Source organism: Cellulomonas sp., assembly GCF_036279715.1.
Taxonomy (GTDB): Bacteria; Actinomycetota; Actinomycetes; order Actinomycetales; family Cellulomonadaceae; genus Cellulomonas_A.
On record NZ_DASUIR010000006.1, the window covers coordinates 1 to 16,752 of the forward strand.

Sequence of the window (16,752 nt, forward strand, 5' to 3'; positions counted from 1 at the left end):
CGTCCCGTGCCTGCTCGCCGTGCGGACGTGGGCGCCGGACGGAGCCGTCGGACTCGCCTGGCTCTGGGCAGCCTTCGCTGGCGCGTTCATGCTCGCCCGCGCGCTCACGACAGGTCTGCGCGCCCGCGGCGACGCCTGGACCACCGTCGGCGCCTGACGCGCCCGACAACGGCAGGACGCCGACACCCCGAAGGGTGCCGGCGTCCTGGACGTGCTGGTCGAGCCGGTGAGGGTGAGCTCAGCCGGCGACGACGTTGACCGTGATGGTCGCGGAGACCTCCGGGTGCATCCGAAGCTGCACCTTGTACTCCCCGACCGACTTGATCGGCTGACCGATCTCGATCTTGCGACGGTCGATCGACTGACCGCCGGTGGCCTTGACGGCCGCGGCGATCTCGGCGGTCGTGACAGCGCCGAACAGGCGACCGGAGTCGCCGGCCTTCGCGGTCACGACGACGGGCTTCGCCTGGAGCGAGTCACGAGCGGCCTTGGCCTCGTCGAGCGAAGCGATCTCGCGCGACTTGCGGGCCTGACGGATCGCCGTGATCTCCTTCTCGGCACCCTTGGACCAGTTGGTCGCGAGGCTGCGCGGGACGAGGAAGTTCCGGGCGTACCCGTCCTTCACCTCGACGACGTCGCCGGGCTCGCCGAGACCGGTGACCTCGTGGGTCAGAATGAGCTTGGCCATGGGGTTACCTCCTTCTCAGCGTGCGGACGACGAGTACGGCAGGAGTGCCATCTCGCGGGCGTTCTTGACTGCACGTGCGATCGCACGCTGCTCCTGCGTGGACACACCGGTCACCCGGCGCGCACGGATCTTTCCGCGGTCGGAGATGAACTTGCGCAGGAGCGCAGTGTCCTTGTAGTCGACGACGTCGATCTTCGCCGCCTTGAGCGGGTTGAGCTTCTTCTTAGGCTTGCGGACAACGGCCTTGGCCATCGCGGTGCTCCTTGTCATGAAGTGCTGGAGCCCGGGGCGTTGCCATACCCCGGGATGGTGTGTCAGTGGTGCCGAACGTCGGTCAGTCGATCAGAACGGGGGCTCGTCGGAGAAGCCGCCAGTGCTCGCAGAACCGCCGGGGGCCGGCGTGGCCCACGGGTCGTCCTGCTGACCGCCGGAGGAGCCGCCGAAGCTGCCACCCCCGCCGCCACCGCCGTTGAAGCCGCCACCGCCGCCTGCGCCGAACCCGCCACCGCCGCCACCGGACCGCTGGGTCCGGGTGACCTTGGCGCTGGCGTAGCGCAGGGACGGGCCGACCTCGTCGACCTGGAGCTCGACGACGGTGCGCTTCTCGCCCTCGCGAGTGTCGTACGAGCGCTGCACGAGCCTGCCCGTCGCAATGACGCGCATGCCCTTGGTGAGCGACTCGGCGACCGACTCGGCTGCCTCCCGCCAGATCGAGCAGCGGAGGAACAGCGTGTCGCCGTCCTTCCACTCGTTCGTCTGACGGTCGAACGTGCGCGGAGTGGATGCCACGGTGAAGTTCGCGACAGCAGCACCCGAAGGGGTGAAGCGCAGCTCCGGGTCCCCGGTCAGGTTCCCGATCACCGTGATGACGGTCTCACCAGCCATGCCAGCTCCTCGTACAAGAGATTTCGTCTGAGACGTTCAGTTGATGCGCAGGCTACTCACGTGGTCCGACGCTCAGGCGTCGGCGCGGAGGACCTTGGTGCGCAGCACGACCTCGTTGAGGCCCAGCTGACGGTCGAGCTCCTTGGCGGTCGCAGGCGACGACGTGAAGTCGACGACCGCGTAGATGCCTTCGGACTTCTTCTGGATGTCGTACGCCAGGCGGCGCTTGCCCCAGATGTCGACCTTGTCGACCGTGCCGCCATCGTTCTTGATGACGGTCAGGTACTTGTCGAGCGAGGGAGCGACTGTGCGCTCCTCGATCTCGGGATCGAGGATGATCATGATCTCGTACTGACGCAGGCTCATACCCACCTCCTCTGGTCTCAACGGTCACGGTCTGTCCGTGACAGGAGGGTTATCGTGCGTCGCTGCACCCTCGTCCGGCTTGCGCCTCGCGGGGGTGCTGCCCGTGGCCGACGACGATAGGCGCCGACGACCGGTGGGCACAGCAGTGTTCCAGGCTACCCGGTCCGGACCCCTGGTCCGAACCGGGGACTCGTCATCCTGCGGCGGCCGTGACCGCAGGCGTGGCCGTCGGCGCGGGTGCGACCGTCGGCGCCGGGGTGGCGACGGGCGGCGGGCCGGTCGAGACGACGAGGGTCACGACGCCCTGCGGATCGAGCATCGTGCCTGCTGCCGGGTCGACACGGACGACCTTGCCGGCCGGCACGGTGGCCGACGACTCCTTGGCCACCGCCGGCTGCAGCCCGGCATTGAGCACCGCCGCCTCCGCGTCCGACTGGAGCTTGCCCTCGAGGCCGCTCGGAACCGCGACCTGGGCCGCCGGTGCCTGCGTCGCGACGGGCGGTGCGGTGTCCGTCGGGGTGGCGGTCGGGGTCGCCGTCGGCGTTGCACCCTTGCCGACGTTCGCGCGGGCCGGGAACGGTGTCTCGTTCGAGTACGGCGCCATGGCCAGCACCGGCTTCATGTAGGACGCCCACAGCGCGGCCGGCCAGGTGCCACCGGTGACGGTCTTCACCGTTCGCCCGCCGGACTTCCCGAACGGGTCGATCGTCACGGGGTCGTGCCCGGAGTCGCCGCCGACCTGGCTGAGCGCGACAGCCGTCGAGATCTCCGGGGTGAAGCCCACGAACCACGCCGACTGGCTGGTCTGGTTGGTGCCCGTCTTGCCTGCGATGGGTCGGCCGAGCGGCTTGACCCACTGCTTCGCGGAACCGTTCTGCACGACCTGCTGCATCGCGAACGTCGCGTCGGCCATCACGTCGGGCGCGAACCGCTGCTGGTGCGCCTGCTCACCCTTGTAGGCCACGCTGTCGTCCTTGAGGTACCGGACCTCGCTGACGATGAACGGCGTGGAGTAGGTGCCCTGTGCCGCGATGGTCGCATACGCGCTCGCCATGTCGAGCGGGTGCACCGAGTCGGTCCCCAGGACGTTGGCCCGGTTGGGCGTGACATCCGTCGTGACACCGGCCTCCTTGGCCACCGCGGCTGTCTTCTCAGGGCCGATCTGCAGGTTGAGCTGCGCGTAGACAGTGTTCACCGACTGCTCGGTGGCCTTCACCAGGTCGATGTTCCCGAACTGGTCGTTGCTGAAGTTCCCCACGGGCCAGTCACCGAACGTCTGGGGGCTCTTGCCGTTGAACGTCGTCGTGAGCGGCACGCCCTCCTGGAGCGCGGCGATGAGCGCGAACGGCTTGAACGTCGAGCCCGCCTGGATGGCGTCGAACGTCACGGTGTTGGCCGCGTCCGTCAGCAGGTCGGGCCCGCCGTACATGGAGACGATGGCACCGGTCTGCGGGCGGATCGAGACGACTGCCACCCGGAGCTTCGGGTTGGGCTGAGCACCTGCGAGGGTCCCGTCGAGCAGACCACCGACCGCGGCCACCGCGGCGTCCTGCACCGGCTTCTCGATCGTCGTGATGATCGTCAGGCCCTTGGTGTCGATGTCCTCGTCCTTGAAGGCCCCGCTCGTGGTGAGCTCGTTGCGCACACGCTCGAGGATGTAGCCGTTGACGCCCTTGAGGGTGTTGGAGCGCTTGTACTCGATCGTCGGCGGCAGACCGCCGGCCAGCGTCGCGTCGTAGTCGGCCTGGGTGATGTGCCCGTCGGCGACCATGTGCTCGAGGACGACCTTCCACTTCGCCAGAGCCTTGTCGGGGCTCTTGGCGGGGTCCCAGTTGTTGGGCGACGGGATGATCGCAGCGAGCAGCGCGGCCTGCGGGATCGTCAGGTCCTTGGCGGCGACGCCGAAGTAGGTCCGGGCAGCGACCTGGATGCCGTACGAGTCGCGGCCGAAGTAGATCGTGTTCAGATAGTTGCCGAGGATGACCTTCTTGTCCTGCTCGCGCGAGATCTTGATCGCGAGCATCGCCTCCTTGGCCTTGCCGATGTAGTCCTTCGTCGTGCCCGACGTGTAGTACCGCTCGGCGTACTGCTGCGTGAGGGTCGAGCCGCCCTGCGTGGCACCGCCCCGGATGTTGTTGACGAACGCGCGCGCGGTCCCGGTGATCGACACGCCGCTGTTCTTCCAGAAGGTGCGGTCCTCGCCCGAGACGACCGCGTTGCCGACGTAGTCGGGCAGGGTGGCGAAGTCGACGATCTCGCGCCGCTGGACGGCGAACGTCCCCATGACCTCGCCGGGCGACCCGTCGGGGTTGTTCGCGTAGTAGACGGTCGACACCTGCTTCGAGGTGTCGTCGGCCGGGTCGGGGATCGGGGTGAGCGCGTAGGCCGCGACGACCGCGCCGAGGCCGAGGAAGCAGACGGTGAGGAAGGTGCCGACCAGGAAGCGCCACGACGGGAGCCACCGGTGCAGGCCGTGGTAGCCGTGCCGGGGGTAGTCGAAGAACCGACGAGGTCGCTTCGGGGTCGCTGCTGCGCGCGACGCGCTGCGTCTCGTGGGCTGTGCTGCCCGACGGTTCGTGCCTGCCAACGCACTGCCTTCCTGCTGACGATCCGGTCCGCAGCCAGGTCGGCCGAGGGCTGGGACGTGACTGCCGGTTCAGTATGGAGGACCCCGCTGCTCGGGCTGTCGAACGGCGGCCCCGGGGCCACCACCTTCACATGATCGGCACCGATCCGCCGCTCGCAGCGACGCGCACACACCGGGTCGAACCGTCAGGTACTTGCCGTGCGGGTCACCCGGACGTAGTGTGGCGATGTATCCATTCGATACATCGAGCGCGCTGCTCTGCGGCGGGCTGTGAGTCAAGACCCTAGGGCAGACCAGCAGGAGGTGGCACGTGCGCGGACGCTCCGACGTCCTCGAGCCGGCCATCCTCGGCCTGCTCCACCAGACGCCGATGCACGGCTATGAGCTGCGCAAGCGCCTGAACGTCGTGCTCGGCTCGTTCCGGGCTCTGTCGTACGGCTCGCTGTACCCGTGCCTGCGCTCGCTCGTCGAGCAGGGCTGGATCGTCGGCTCCGACTCCCACGCGGCACCGCCGCACGCGCTGGCCGGCAAGCGGGCCCGCATCGTCTACGAGCTGACCGCGGACGGCAAGGAGAAGTTCCAGGAGATCCTCTCCTCGTCGGGCCCCGCCACGTGGGAGGACGAGAACTTCGACGTCCGCTTCGCGTTCTTCGCGCAGACCGACGCCGAGACCCGGCTGCGGATCCTGGAGGGTCGGCGCAGCCGGCTCACCGAGCGGCTCGAGACGATCCGGCAGTCGTTCACCCGGACCCGCGAGCGCATGGACGAGTACACGCTCGAGCTCCAGCGGCACGGCCTCGAGCAGGTCGAGCGCGAGGTCCGCTGGCTTGACGGGCTCATCGACAACGAGCGCGGCAACGACCGCGTCCGTACCCCTGGCACCGGCCGACCGGCCGTTGTCGACATCCCCCATGCTGACGACGGCGCACACACCGTCCCGGCAGACACCACCGAGAAGGAGCGAGGATGACTTCCATCCGCGTCGCCATCGTCGGCGTCGGCAACTGCGCCGCGTCGCTGATCCAGGGCGTCCACTACTACGCCGACGCCGACCCGAGCAGCACCGTGCCCGGCCTCATGCACGTGCAGTTCGGCCCGTACCACGTGCGCGACCTCGAGTTCGTCGCCGCGTTCGACGTCGACGCCAAGAAGGTCGGCTTCGACTTGTCGGAGGCCATCGGCGCCTCCGAGAACAACACGATCAAGTTCGCCGACGTCCCGCCGCTCGGCGTGACCGTCCAGCGCGGCCACACCTACGACGGCCTCGGCAAGTACTACTCCGAGACCATCGAGGCCTCGGACGCCGAGCCGGTCGACATCGTGCAGATCCTCAAGGACCGCAAGGTCGACGTGCTCGTCTCCTACCTCCCGGTGGGCTCGGAGATCGCCGACAAGTTCTACGCGCAGTGCGCCATCGACGCCAAGGTCGCGTTCGTCAACGCCCTGCCCGTCTTCATCGCGTCCGACCCCGAGTGGGCTGCGAAGTTCGAGGCGGCCGGCGTCGCGATCGTCGGCGACGACATCAAGTCGCAGGTCGGCGCGACCATCACGCACCGCGTGCTCGCGCGTCTGTTCGAGGACCGTGGCGTCATCCTCGACCGCACGTACCAGCTGAACGTCGGCGGCAACATGGACTTCAAGAACATGCTGGAGCGCGACCGCCTGCAGTCGAAGAAGATCTCCAAGACGCAGTCGGTCACGTCGAACATGGAGCACAAGCTCGAGCCGCGCAACGTGCACATCGGCCCGTCGGACTACATCCAGTGGCTCGACGACCGCAAGTGGGCCTACGTCCGCCTCGAGGGTCGCGCGTTCGGCGAGGTGCCCCTGAACCTCGAGTACAAGCTCGAGGTCTGGGACTCCCCCAACTCGGCCGGCATCATCATCGACGCCGTCCGCGCCGCGAAGATCGCCAAGGACCGCGGCATCGGCGGCCCGATCCTGTCCGCGTCGACGTACTTCATGAAGTCGCCGCCGGTCCAGCACGAGGACCAGGACGGGCGCAAGCTCGTCGAGGCCTTCATCCGCGGCGAGGTCGAGCGCTGACCAGCAGCATCCTGTAGGCAGGTCGAGGGCCCCGGCGAGCACGTCTCGCCGGGGCCCTCGCCCGTCCGGCGTACCGTGGCGCTGTGCCGCTGCCACCCCTCGTCGAACCTGCCGACGGCCTGAGCCCAGCCGAGCTGGCGCGCTACGCGCGGCACGTGATCATCCCCGGCCTCGGTCTCGACGGGCAGCGCCGGCTCAAGAACGCCCGGGTGCTGGTCGTCGGCGCGGGCGGTCTCGGCTCCCCTGCCCTGCTCTATCTCGCGGCCGCGGGCGTCGGGACCCTCGGGGTCGTCGACGACGACGACGTCGAGCTGTCGAACCTCCAGCGGCAGGTCATCCACGGGTCCGACGACGTCGGCCGGGCGAAGGTCGACAGCGCGCGCGACGCGATCCGGTCCGTCAACACGCTCGTCGACGTCGTGACGCACCACGTCCGGCTCGACGCGTCGAACGCGCTCGAGATCCTCGCCGGGTACGACCTGGTCCTGGACGGCGCCGACAACTTCGCGACCCGGTACCTCGTGAACGACGCGTGCGCGCTGCTCGGCAAGCCCTGCGTGTGGGGCTCGATCCTCCGGTTCGACGGCCAGACGACCGTGTTCTGGGCCGACCCCCCCGCAGACAGCGGGGTCGCGGGCGTGCAGTACCGCGACGTGTTCCCGAACCCGCCGGCGCCCGGCACCGTGCCGTCGTGCGCGGAGGGCGGTGTGCTCGGCGTCCTGTGCGCGGCGATCGGCTCGGTCATGGCGAACGAGGCCGTCAAGCTCATCACGGGGCTCGGCGAGCCGTTGCTGGGCCGCCTGCTCACGTTCGACGCTCTGAGCGCACGGTGGCGCGAGATCCCGGTCCGGCCCGACCCGCACCGCGCGCCGGCCGGACGCCTCGAGGACATCGCGATCGCGTGCGGCATCCCGGCCGCGGCGGCGACCGCGTCGGACGACGCCCTCCGCACGATCTCCGCTCCGCGGCTCGCGGAACGGCTCGCCGCGCGCGACCGCGGCGCCGACGACTTCGACCTCGTCGACGTGCGCGAACCCGCCGAGCACGCGCTCGTCGCGATCCCCGGCGCGCGGCTCGTGCCGCGCGCCGGGTTCCTCGACGGATCAGCGTTCGCCCTCGTCGACCCCGACCGGGAGCTGATCCTGCACTGCCGGTCGGGCGTGCGGTCGGCCGAGGTGCTGGCCCTCGCGACCGCGCGTGGGCTTGACGCGCGGCACCTTGACGGCGGGGTGCTCGCGTGGGTCGACCTCGTGGAGCCCCACAAGCCGCGCTACTGAGCGGCGGGGCGTCCGGGCTACGGGTGGACGAGGATCTTCACCGCGGTGTCGTTGTGGTGGATCAGCGTGTCGAAACCCTGGGTGATCAGGTCGGCGAGGTCGATCCGACCGGTGATGAACGGCTTGAGGTCGATCTTGCCGTCCTGGACGAGCTTGATCACGGCCTCGTGGTCCCGCACATAAGCGATCGTGCCGCGGAGGTCGATCTCCTTGAGGACCAGCTTCTGCATGTCGACGGTCGCCCTGTGTCCCCAGATGGAGACGTTCACGAGCACGCCCGTCGGCTTGAGCGCCGTCAACAGGGTGTCGAGCACGACGTCGACGCCGGCGCACTCGAAGGCGACGTCCGCCCCGACGCCACCCGTGAGCTCGAGGACACGGGTCGGGACGTCCTCGCTGCTGGGGTCCAGGACGTGGTCGGCGACCCCGCTGCTCAGCGCCTTGGCCTTGCGGGCCTCGCTGAGCTCGCTGATGATCGTCGTCACCCCGAGGCCCTTGAGCACCGCCGCCGTCAGCAGCCCGATGGGCCCGGCGCCGCCGATCAGCGCGACGTCGCCCGGCTTGGCGCCGCTGCGGGTCACGGCGTGGTGCCCCACGGAGAGGGGCTCGATCAGCGCGGCCTCGTCGAGGGGGATGTCGCCGATCTTGTGGATCCACTGGCGCTTCACCACGATGGCCTCGCTCAGCCCGCCACCACCGCCGGCCAGGCCGATGAACCCCATCTTGACGCACAGGTGGTAGTTGCCGGCGAGGCACTGGGCGCACTCGCCGCACGTGAAGTACGGCTCGACCACCACGTTGTCCCCGACGTCGAGGTCGTCGACCCCGTCACCGATCTCGACGACGGTGCCCGAGAACTCGTGCCCCAGCGTGACCGGGGGTTCCTCGCCGGCGAGGGGATGGGGGTGACCCGGGGCGGGGATGAAGATCGGGCCTTCGAGGTACTCGTGGAGGTCCGTACCGCAGATGCCGCACCACGCGACCTTGATCTTGGCCGTCCCCGGCTGCGTGACGGGCTCCGGGATGTCCTCGATCCGGACGTCCTTCTGCGCGTGGAATCGGGCTGCTCGCATGGCGTGCACTCCTGTCCGGCCGTGCGGGCCTCGAGGGGTTCGCCGGCTGCCGCACGTACCGTCGTTCACGCTACCGCCGCGGCTCGCGGCACGCGGGGCTGGTCACTCGTCGGGGTTGCGCCGCCAGGTGCCGCTCCGGCCGCCGGTCTTCTCCTCGACGCGGATGTCGGTGATGACCGCGGCGCGGTCGACGGCCTTGACCATGTCGATGAGCGTCAGGCCGGCGGCCGCCACGCAGGTGAGGGCCTCCATCTCGACGCCCGTCCGGTCGGCCGTCCGGACCGTCGCCTGGATCGCGACGCCCGCGTCGGTGACGTCGAGGTCGACGACGACGCCATGGATCGCGATGGGGTGGCACAGGGGCACGAGATCGGGCGTGCGCTTGGCCGCCTGGATGCCCGCGATGCGCGCGACCGCCAGCGCGTCGCCCTTCGGGACACCCTCGCCCCGCAGGAGCGAGACGACGTGCGCGGTCGTGTGCACGAACCCGCTCGCGGTCGCGCTGCGGACCGTGACCTCCTTGGCGCTGACGTCGACCATGCGCGCGGCACCCCGCGCGTCCACGTGCGTCAGCTCGCCGTGCTCAGTCACAGTCGTTCTCCTTGCGTCTCTCGGGTCGCCGGTGCGGTGCGCCTGGCACCCGTCCGCCCGGCTGGGCCGACACTACCCACGCTCGTCGAGCAGCGCGCTCAGGTGCTCCGAGCCGAGTGCCCGGGCCGCCTGGACCGCACCCGCGCGGAGGGCGTCGGGCGTCGATGCCCCGTCGAGGGTCGCTGCGAGCACCCCGGCCATGAAGGCGTCACCGGCACCGTTCGTGTCCACCACCCGCTCGACCGGGACAGCCTCGACCGTGTGCACCTCGTGGTTCGCGTCCACCGCGACGGCTCCGCGCGCTCCGAGCGTGCACACCGCGAGCACCGCGCCGTCGTCGACCACCTCGTGCAGGAACGCGACCGGGTCGTCGCCGATCCGGTCGGCGTTCATGAAGACGTACGACGCGGCGGCGAGGAAGGGCCGGTGGAACTCCGCGCTGCCGTCGTAGTCGTGCAGGTCCGTCCAGATCGGGACCCCGGTCGCCACGGCGTCGTCGATCAGGGCGCGCGAGTGCCCGGAGAGGTCGAGCACGACGGCGCGGGCCACCGCCATCTCGGCGACGACGTGCGGGTCGCGGGCGGGGACCTCTGAGGGGAGCGACAGGTAGATCGACACCCGACCCCCGTCGGGATCCATGAGGTTGAGGTGGCGCTCGCTCGGGCCCTCGGCGACCGCGAGGACGAGCGGCACCCCCGCGTCGCGGAGCCTTGACGTGATGCGCCCAGCGGCGGCGTCCGTCCCGACCACCGTGTGCAGCAGGACGTCACGCCCGACCTCGACGAGGTGCAGCGCCTTGCCGGCCGATGTGCCCCCGATCGTCTCGTGGCTGCCGCGAGCGAACACCATGTGGGGCACCGGCTCGGGGAGCGCGTCGAGCGAGACGATCTGGTTCCACGACGCCGGTCCGACGACGACGACCTCGGTCATGCGACTCCTTCGAGGGGTACCTAGCAGTGCGGTCGTGCGAGGGCGTTCCAGATCCAGACGGCGACCTGCTCGGGCGGCGCGGGATCGGTCGACTCGAGCCACGCGATGAGCATGCCGAGCAGCGACCCCGCGACGGAGGCCGCGGCGATCTCGACCGGCATCCCCAGGTCCGCCTCGCCCTGGCCGTACTGCGCGTACCCGGTCATGGCCACCGCGGCGATCCGGTTCCGCAGGCGCGCGACGGCGATCGACGAGCCGTGCTCCCCGAGTGCCAGACGGTAGAGCGCGGCATGCGCGTGCACGTGGCGCGTGTAGCGCACCACGAGCTCCGGTGGAGCGGTGTCCCCGGGGAGTGCGGCGGCATCGAGCGAGCTGAGGTCGGCACCGACAGCGGCGGCCTGGGCGTCGAGCGCGTCCGCGAGCAGGGTCTCCTTGTCGCTGTAGTGCTGGTAGAAGGAGCTGCGGTTCACCTCGGCGCGGTCGGCGATCTCGGCCACCGTGATCTCGTCGAGCGGCTGCTCACGCGCCAGGTCGAGGAGGGCAGCCTGGAGCATGCGACGGGTTCGCGCGATGCGCGGGTCCAGCTGCGTCGTTGCCATGTCCTGCCCTCCTTCCGAGCTCGTGAGGTCCAGTCTGCCTCGTCTTGTCGGACAACACCTGTCGGGTATCCTACGTCTGTTGGACTTCAGGAGACGAGGATCTTGTGGCTACTGCTCTCTACCGGCTCGGCCGGTTCTCCATGCGGCGCCGGTGGTACGTGCTGCTCGCATGGCTGCTCGTGCTGGCCGGCATCGGGACGGCGGCCGTCACCGGCGGCGGGACGTTCTCGGACTCGTTCTCCATCCCGGGCACCGAGTCGGCCCAGGCGCAGAAGGTTCTCGCCGAGCGGTTCGGCAGCCAGTTCGCCCAGGAGGCCGCGTCGCTGGGCGGCCACGACGGGGCCACGGCCACACCTGCCACTGCGCGCGTGATCCTGGCTCCTCCCGCAGGCACCACGGTCATGGACCCGACGACGGCGCAGGCGGCCGGCGCGATCCTCGCCCAGGCCGGGGCAGTCGACGGCGTCACCGGCGTGAGCGACCCGTTCACCGCCCGGACGATCGCCCCGAACGGCTCCGCCCTCTACGCGGACGTGCAGCTCGCCGCGCCGACGGCGGACGTCCCGGCGGCCACCGTCACCGCCCTCGAGGCCGTGGTCAAGGCCGCTCAGGACAGCGGCTGGCGCGCCACGATCAGCGGCGGACCGTTCGACCCCGCGCTCAAGATCATCTCCGGCACCGAGTCCGTCGGGCTGCTCGCCGCCCTCGTCGTCCTCGTGGTGACGCTGGGCTCGCTCCTCGCGGCCGGCATGCCGATCGTCACCGCGCTCCTCGGCGTGGCCATCGGCGCAGCCGGCATCCTCGGCGTCGCGGCGTTCACCGACGTGTCCTCCGCGACCCTCGCGCTCGCCCTGATGCTCGGGCTCGCGGTCGGCATCGACTATGCGCTGTTCATCCTGTCGCGGTACCGCACCCTCCTCGCCGAGGGCAGCACCCCGCTCGACGCCGGCGGGCGCGCGGTCGGGACGGCCGGCAGCGCCGTCGTCTTCGCGGGCGTCACGGTGATCATCGCGTCGGCTGGTCTGACCGTCGTCGGGATCCCCTTCCTCGGCACCATGGGCATCGCCGCCGCGGCGACCGTCGCGGTCGCCGTGCTCATCGCGATCACGCTGCTGCCCGCCCTGCTCGGCTTTGCGGGCACGCGCCTGACCCCGCGTCGCGCCCGCGCGGCGGACAACGAGGACGACGACGCGATCGTCGCCAGCCGCTGGGGCCGGCTCGTCACCGGTCACCCCGTCATGGTGCTGGTCGCCGGGATCGTCGTCATCGGCACCCTCGCGATCCCCTCCCTGAGCCTGCGCCTCGGCCTGCCCGACGCCAGCCAGTTCCCCGCGAGCACCCACGCGCGCCAGGCCTACGACCTGCAGGCGGACACGTTCGGACCCGGGTTCAACGGGCCGCTCGTCGTCCTCGTCGACTCCCCCGCCGGCGGGGCGACCGCGGCCGCCGTGACCGTCGCCGAGCGACTCGGCACCCTCACCGACGTCGCCCTCGTCGCACCCCCCATCCCCAACCAGGCCGGGGATGCCGCGATCGTCACCGTCATCCCGACGGGCGGCCCCAACAGCGAGCAGACCGCGACCCTCGTCCATGCCATCCGGGCCGAGCGCGCCGACCTCGAGAAGACCACGGGCGCGGACATCACGGTCACCGGGGCGGCGGCGGCGAACATCGACATCTCGGCGAAGCTCGCCTCGGCCCTGCCGACGTTCCTGCTGCTCGTCGTCGGGCTCGCGCTCGTGCTGCTCCTGGTCGCGTTCCGGTCGATCCTCGTGCCGGTCACCGCGGCCATCGGGTTCCTGCTGTCGGTCGCCGCGTCGTTCGGCGCGACCGTCGCGGTCTACCAGTGGGGGTGGCTCGCCGGCGTGTTCAACGTCAGCGGGCCGGGTCCGCTGCTCAGCTTCATGCCGGTGCTGCTCGTCGGGGTGCTGTTCGGGCTGGCCATGGACTACGAGGTGTTCCTCGTCTCGCGCATGCGGGAGGACTTCGTCCACGGGGCGACCGCGCGGCGCGCTGTCATCGTCGGGTTCGAGCACGGTTCGAGGGTGGTCGTCGCGGCCGCGATCATCATGGCGTCCGTCTTCGTGGCCTTCGTCTTCGGCGGGAGCACGACGATCGCCCCGATCGCCTTCGCGCTCGGCGTCGGCATCCTCGTCGACGCGCTCATCGTCCGGATGACCCTCATCCCCGCGGCCATGACGCTGCTCGGGAGCGCCGCCTGGTGGTTGCCGCGCTGGCTCGACCGGGCGTTGCCGTCCGTCGACATCGAGGGGGCCCAGCTCACGCGGGGACTCGCGGAGGACCCGACTCTCAGCGGGACGTCGGTGCACCCGGCATCGTGACGCCCGGCAGGGACGTCGAGGATGCCCGCTGTGCCACGATGACGCACGTGCGCAACCCCGTCGTCAGGCGGGGACGTCCTGCCACGGAGGAGCCTGGCATGCCCGAGATCCAGTCCGATCACCTCCCGGATGTGTACCGGGGCTTCCGGGAGCGGTTCACTGGCGTCGCCGCTGGCCAGGACGCCCTGGCGCGTGCTGTCGACGCGGCCGGACCGCTCGACGAGAAGACGAAGCGACTGGTCAAGCTCGGGATCGCGGTCGGTGCCCAGGCGGACGGCGCCGTCCGCTCCAACGTGCGCAAGGCGCTGTCGGCCGGCGCGAGCGTCGCGGAGATCGAGCAGGTGATCCTGCTCGCCATGACGACCCGCGGGTTCCCGGCGACCGTCGCCGCGTGGCAGTGGATGACCGAGGTCGTGGGAGAGCAGGCATGACGGCCGACGAGAGCGACAAGATGGCGGTCATGAATGCGTGGCTCGACGCCGTGTGCGCCGAGCTCGGGGTCGACCGCTCAGTGATGGACGCGAACACGACGGGGTTGCTCGATCTCATCCGCGACGTCGCGCACGGACCGAGCCGGCCCGGTGCACCGATGACGGCGTTCCTCGTCGGTCTTGCGAGCGCGACCGCGTCGGCCGACCCTGCGGTGCAGGCGCAGGCCGTCGCCGACCGCATCTCGGCCGTGAACCGGCTCGTCACCGGATGGCCGGCGTAGCGCGGTCGCGCGTCCGGGACCTCAGCGCCCGGCGGCGCTGGCGGCCTGGCCCGGGGTGATGGGCAGCGTCACGTCGTCCAGGATCATCTGTCCCGCCCGCGTTGTGCAGGGCGCTGGCGACGGCCCTGGACAGCGATGAGGTGGGCGCGACGGCCATGGCGGTACCGGCACCGGCAGCGACGACGGACAGGCCGGCGGCGACGACGCCGACGGCCAGCAGACGACGGCGGCGCGAGTGAGCGGCCGTGGTGGGCGTGTCGGTCCTGTTCATCGGATCCTCCTGGAGACGTTGCGGATGTACCTGCCCCCTTAAGACGCGGCTCAGCGCTCATCTGTGGAGTCGGACCCGCACCGACCTGCGTCCGATCCCGCGGCTACAGTGGCGCGGTGCGCGTGACCCAGGAGCTGAAGGAACTGCTCCAGCTCCCCGACTTCCGCAAGCTCTTCGCCGTGCGGCTCGTGAGCCAGGCCGGCGACGGCCTGTTCCAGGTCGGGCTCGCGACCCTCTTCTTCTTCTCCCCGGAGAGCGCGAGCACCGCCACCGGGGTCGCGTCGGCGTTCGCGGTGCTGCTGCTGCCGTTCACCATCGTCGGCCCGTGGGCCGGAGTGTTGCTCGACCGGTGGCGCCGGCGTCAGGTGCTCGCGTTCGGCAACATGCTGCGCGTGGTCATCACGCTCGTGATCGCGCTGCTCCTGCTGACCCAGGGGGTCGGGCCCACGGTCTACGTGCTCGCCCTCCTCGACCTGTCGATCAACCGCTTCCTGCTGTCGGCGTTGTCCGCTGGCCTCCCCCGTGTCGTGCGCGGGCCGCTGCTCCTGACCGCCAACTCCGTGACGCCGACCCTCGGCGCGGTCGCGGCGGGCGTCGGGGCAGCGATCGGCTTCGTGCTGGGACTCGCGCTCGAGCCGGGCCGCACGAAGGACGCGTCGGTCCTCACGGTCGCAGCCCTCGTGTTCGGCGTGGCTGCGGCCCTCGCGACGCGCATGGGGCGTGACCTGCTCGGCCCGGACGCCCTCGCCGACGCGCGCCAGCTGCGGCGCGCGCTGTCGAGCCTCGCCCACGGCCTCGTCGCCGGCGCCCGGCACCTCGTCGCGCGCCGCACGCCGGCGTGGGCGCTGGGCGTCATGGCCGCGCACCGGTTCCTCTACGGCGTCACGTTCATCGCGCTCATCCTCATCTCCCGCAACCTGCTCGCCGACCCGGCCGACTCCGCCGCGGGACTCGCGGTGTTCGCCACCGCGCTGGGCGCCTCGGCCGCCGGGTTCGTCCTCGCGGTCGTCCTGACGCCGATCTTCAGCCCGACCACAGGCCCGCACCGCTGGATCGCGATCTGCATGACCCTCGCAGCGGTCAGCCAGGTCGTGCTCACCGTGACGGTCTCGACCGTCGCCGTCATCATCGGCGCCACGGGCCTGGGCCTCGCGGCGCAGGGAGCAAAGATCGCGGTCGACACGATCGTCCAGCGGGACACGGCCGACGACTTCCGGGGGCGCGCGTTCGCCCTGTACGACGTCCTCTACAACGGCGCGTTCGTCGGCGCCGCCGCCCTCGCGGCGTTCACGCTGCCGGACACGGGCCACTCCCCATGGCTCTTCGGCGCCCTCGCCCTCGCGTACCTCGTCGCCGGTTTCGTGTACCTGGCGGGTTCGCGCCGCGGGGTGGTCCTCGCCGCCTGAGCAGCGGCCCGGCCCCGAGCAAGAGCCCGGCCGTCAGTGGGGCTGGTCGGCCCACCAGCTCAGGAGCGCCTCGCGCGCGTCGTCCGCCCCGAGCGGTCCGCGGTCCATCCGCACCTCGAGCAGGTACTTGTATGCCTGCCCGACGACGGGCCCCGGGGGGACGCCGAGGATCGCCATGATCTGCGCGCCGTCGAGGTCGGGCCGGATCGAGCGGAGCTCCTCCTGCTCGCGCAGCGTGGCGATGCGCGCCTCGAGGTCGTCGTACGCGGCGGACAGCCGGTCCGCCTTGCGACGGTTGCGCGTCGTGCAGTCGGAACGCGTGAGCCGGTGCAGGCGTTCGAGCAGGTCCCCCGCGTCGGTGACGTAGCGGCGCACGGCCGAGTCGGTCCAGCCGCCCTCGCCGTACCCGTGGAAGCGCAGGTGCAGCTCGACCAGCTTGACCACCGCCGCGATCTCGTCGCTGGAGAACCGCAGCGCCTGCATCCGCTTGCGGGTGAGCTTGGCCCCGACCACGTCGTGGTGGTGGAAGGTGACGGTGCCGTCCTCGATGAACTTCCGGGTCTTCGGCTTGCCCACGTCGTGCATGAGGGCGGCGAAGCGCGACACGAAGTCGGGCCCGCCCCCCAGCCGGTCCTCGAGGTCGATGGACTGCTCGAGCACGGTGAGCGTGTGCTGGTAGACGTCCTTGTGCCGGTGGTGCTCGTCGCGCTCGAGCGCGAGGGCGGGCAGCTCCGGCAGGACGTACGCCGCCAGGCCGGTGTCGACCAGGAGCGTGAGCCCGGCCCGTGGCCACGGCGCGCAGACCAGCTTGACCAGCTCGTCGCGCACCCGTTCGGCGGAGACGATGGTGATCCGATCCGCCATGTCGGTCATCGCCGCCACCACCTCGGGGGCGACCGTGAAGCCGAGCTGGGCCGCGAAGCGTGCCGCCCGCATCATCCGCAGCGGGTCGTCGGAGAAGGAGTCCTCCGGCTTTCCC

At 70.9% G+C, this 16,752-nt stretch carries 17 protein-coding genes and 1 pseudogene; 8 read left to right on the top strand and 10 right to left on the bottom strand.

Annotation, left to right across the window (positions count from 1 at the left end; all coding sequences use genetic code 11):
* Positions 1–157: pseudogene (locus tag VFW79_RS00455) on the top strand (MATE family efflux transporter); the annotation flags it as partial.
* Positions 158–238: 81 nt separating this feature from the next.
* On the opposite strand, the gene rplI reads toward VFW79_RS00455, so the two are convergent.
* The 5 genes from rplI to VFW79_RS00480 form a co-directional block, all read right to left on the bottom strand.
* A complete protein-coding gene (gene rplI / locus VFW79_RS00460) occupies positions 239–688 on the bottom strand; it encodes a 50S ribosomal protein L9 (RefSeq protein WP_329675358.1) in 450 nt (149 codons plus the stop codon).
* Positions 689–703: 15 nt separating this feature from the next.
* Positions 704–940 carry a 30S ribosomal protein S18 gene (gene rpsR, locus VFW79_RS00465; protein WP_028045854.1) on the bottom strand — a complete coding sequence of 79 codons (237 nt, stop codon included), beginning with the start codon at positions 938–940 and terminating at the stop codon, positions 704–706.
* Between the two features lie 90 nt (positions 941–1,030).
* Positions 1,031–1,573, bottom strand: a complete 543-nt coding sequence (locus tag VFW79_RS00470) for a single-stranded DNA-binding protein (RefSeq protein WP_329675359.1) — start codon at positions 1,571–1,573, stop codon at positions 1,031–1,033.
* 72 nt (positions 1,574–1,645) lie between these two features.
* A complete protein-coding gene (rpsF, locus tag VFW79_RS00475; protein WP_109131323.1) occupies positions 1,646–1,939 on the bottom strand; it encodes a 30S ribosomal protein S6 in 294 nt (97 codons plus the stop codon).
* Between the two features lie 193 nt (positions 1,940–2,132).
* Positions 2,133–4,526 (bottom strand): penicillin-binding protein, encoded by a 2,394-nt coding sequence (locus VFW79_RS00480; protein ID WP_329675360.1) that lies wholly within the window; start codon positions 4,524–4,526, stop codon positions 2,133–2,135.
* Positions 4,527–4,836: 310 nt separating this feature from the next.
* Here VFW79_RS00480 and VFW79_RS00485 point away from each other — a divergent pair, with 310 nt between their 5' ends.
* From VFW79_RS00485 to moeB, 3 genes are all read left to right on the top strand, one after another.
* Complete coding sequence (locus VFW79_RS00485) at positions 4,837–5,496, top strand: PadR family transcriptional regulator (protein ID WP_329675361.1); 660 nt, start codon at positions 4,837–4,839, stop codon at positions 5,494–5,496.
* On the top strand, positions 5,493–6,572 hold the full coding sequence (locus tag VFW79_RS00490; RefSeq protein WP_329675362.1) for an inositol-3-phosphate synthase: 1,080 nt from the start codon (positions 5,493–5,495) through the stop codon (positions 6,570–6,572). The genes VFW79_RS00485 and VFW79_RS00490 overlap by 4 nt, the downstream gene beginning before the upstream one ends.
* Before the next feature lie 83 nt (positions 6,573–6,655).
* The gene (moeB, locus tag VFW79_RS00495) at positions 6,656–7,849 is read left to right on the top strand and encodes a molybdopterin-synthase adenylyltransferase MoeB (protein ID WP_329675363.1); all 1,194 of its coding nucleotides are present in this window, start codon (positions 6,656–6,658) and stop codon (positions 7,847–7,849) included.
* Positions 7,850–7,866: 17 nt separating this feature from the next.
* Here moeB and VFW79_RS00500 read toward each other — a convergent pair whose 3' ends face one another.
* The 4 genes from VFW79_RS00500 to VFW79_RS00515 form a co-directional block, all read right to left on the bottom strand.
* A complete protein-coding gene (locus VFW79_RS00500) occupies positions 7,867–8,922 on the bottom strand; it encodes a 2,3-butanediol dehydrogenase (protein ID WP_329675364.1) in 1,056 nt (351 codons plus the stop codon).
* 102 nt (positions 8,923–9,024) lie between these two features.
* Positions 9,025–9,513 (bottom strand): cyclic pyranopterin monophosphate synthase MoaC, encoded by a 489-nt coding sequence (gene moaC, locus VFW79_RS00505; RefSeq protein WP_329675365.1) that lies wholly within the window; start codon positions 9,511–9,513, stop codon positions 9,025–9,027.
* 72 nt (positions 9,514–9,585) lie between these two features.
* The gene (locus tag VFW79_RS00510; RefSeq protein ID WP_329675366.1) at positions 9,586–10,443 is read right to left on the bottom strand and encodes a carbohydrate kinase family protein; all 858 of its coding nucleotides are present in this window, start codon (positions 10,441–10,443) and stop codon (positions 9,586–9,588) included.
* A gap of 20 nt (positions 10,444–10,463) precedes the next feature.
* Positions 10,464–11,042 (bottom strand): TetR/AcrR family transcriptional regulator, encoded by a 579-nt coding sequence (locus tag VFW79_RS00515; protein WP_329675367.1) that lies wholly within the window; start codon positions 11,040–11,042, stop codon positions 10,464–10,466.
* A gap of 104 nt (positions 11,043–11,146) precedes the next feature.
* Here VFW79_RS00515 and VFW79_RS00520 point away from each other — a divergent pair, with 104 nt between their 5' ends.
* The 4 genes from VFW79_RS00520 to VFW79_RS00535 all read left to right on the top strand — a co-directional run bounded on the left by VFW79_RS00520 (position 11,147) and on the right by VFW79_RS00535 (position 15,773).
* Complete coding sequence (locus VFW79_RS00520) at positions 11,147–13,384, top strand: MMPL family transporter (RefSeq protein WP_329675368.1); 2,238 nt, start codon at positions 11,147–11,149, stop codon at positions 13,382–13,384.
* Between the two features lie 98 nt (positions 13,385–13,482).
* Positions 13,483–13,815 (top strand): carboxymuconolactone decarboxylase family protein, encoded by a 333-nt coding sequence (locus tag VFW79_RS00525; protein WP_329675369.1) that lies wholly within the window; start codon positions 13,483–13,485, stop codon positions 13,813–13,815.
* Positions 13,812–14,096 (top strand): DUF6457 domain-containing protein, encoded by a 285-nt coding sequence (locus VFW79_RS00530; protein ID WP_329675370.1) that lies wholly within the window; start codon positions 13,812–13,814, stop codon positions 14,094–14,096. The genes VFW79_RS00525 and VFW79_RS00530 overlap by 4 nt, the downstream gene beginning before the upstream one ends.
* A 387-nt stretch (positions 14,097–14,483) precedes the next feature.
* The gene (locus VFW79_RS00535) at positions 14,484–15,773 is read left to right on the top strand and encodes an MFS transporter (RefSeq protein WP_329675371.1); all 1,290 of its coding nucleotides are present in this window, start codon (positions 14,484–14,486) and stop codon (positions 15,771–15,773) included.
* 33 nt (positions 15,774–15,806) lie between these two features.
* On the opposite strand, the gene VFW79_RS00540 is transcribed toward VFW79_RS00535, so the two are convergent.
* Positions 15,807–16,752: CCA tRNA nucleotidyltransferase (locus tag VFW79_RS00540; RefSeq protein ID WP_329675372.1), on the bottom strand; the 946-nt coding region annotated here is incomplete at its 5' end.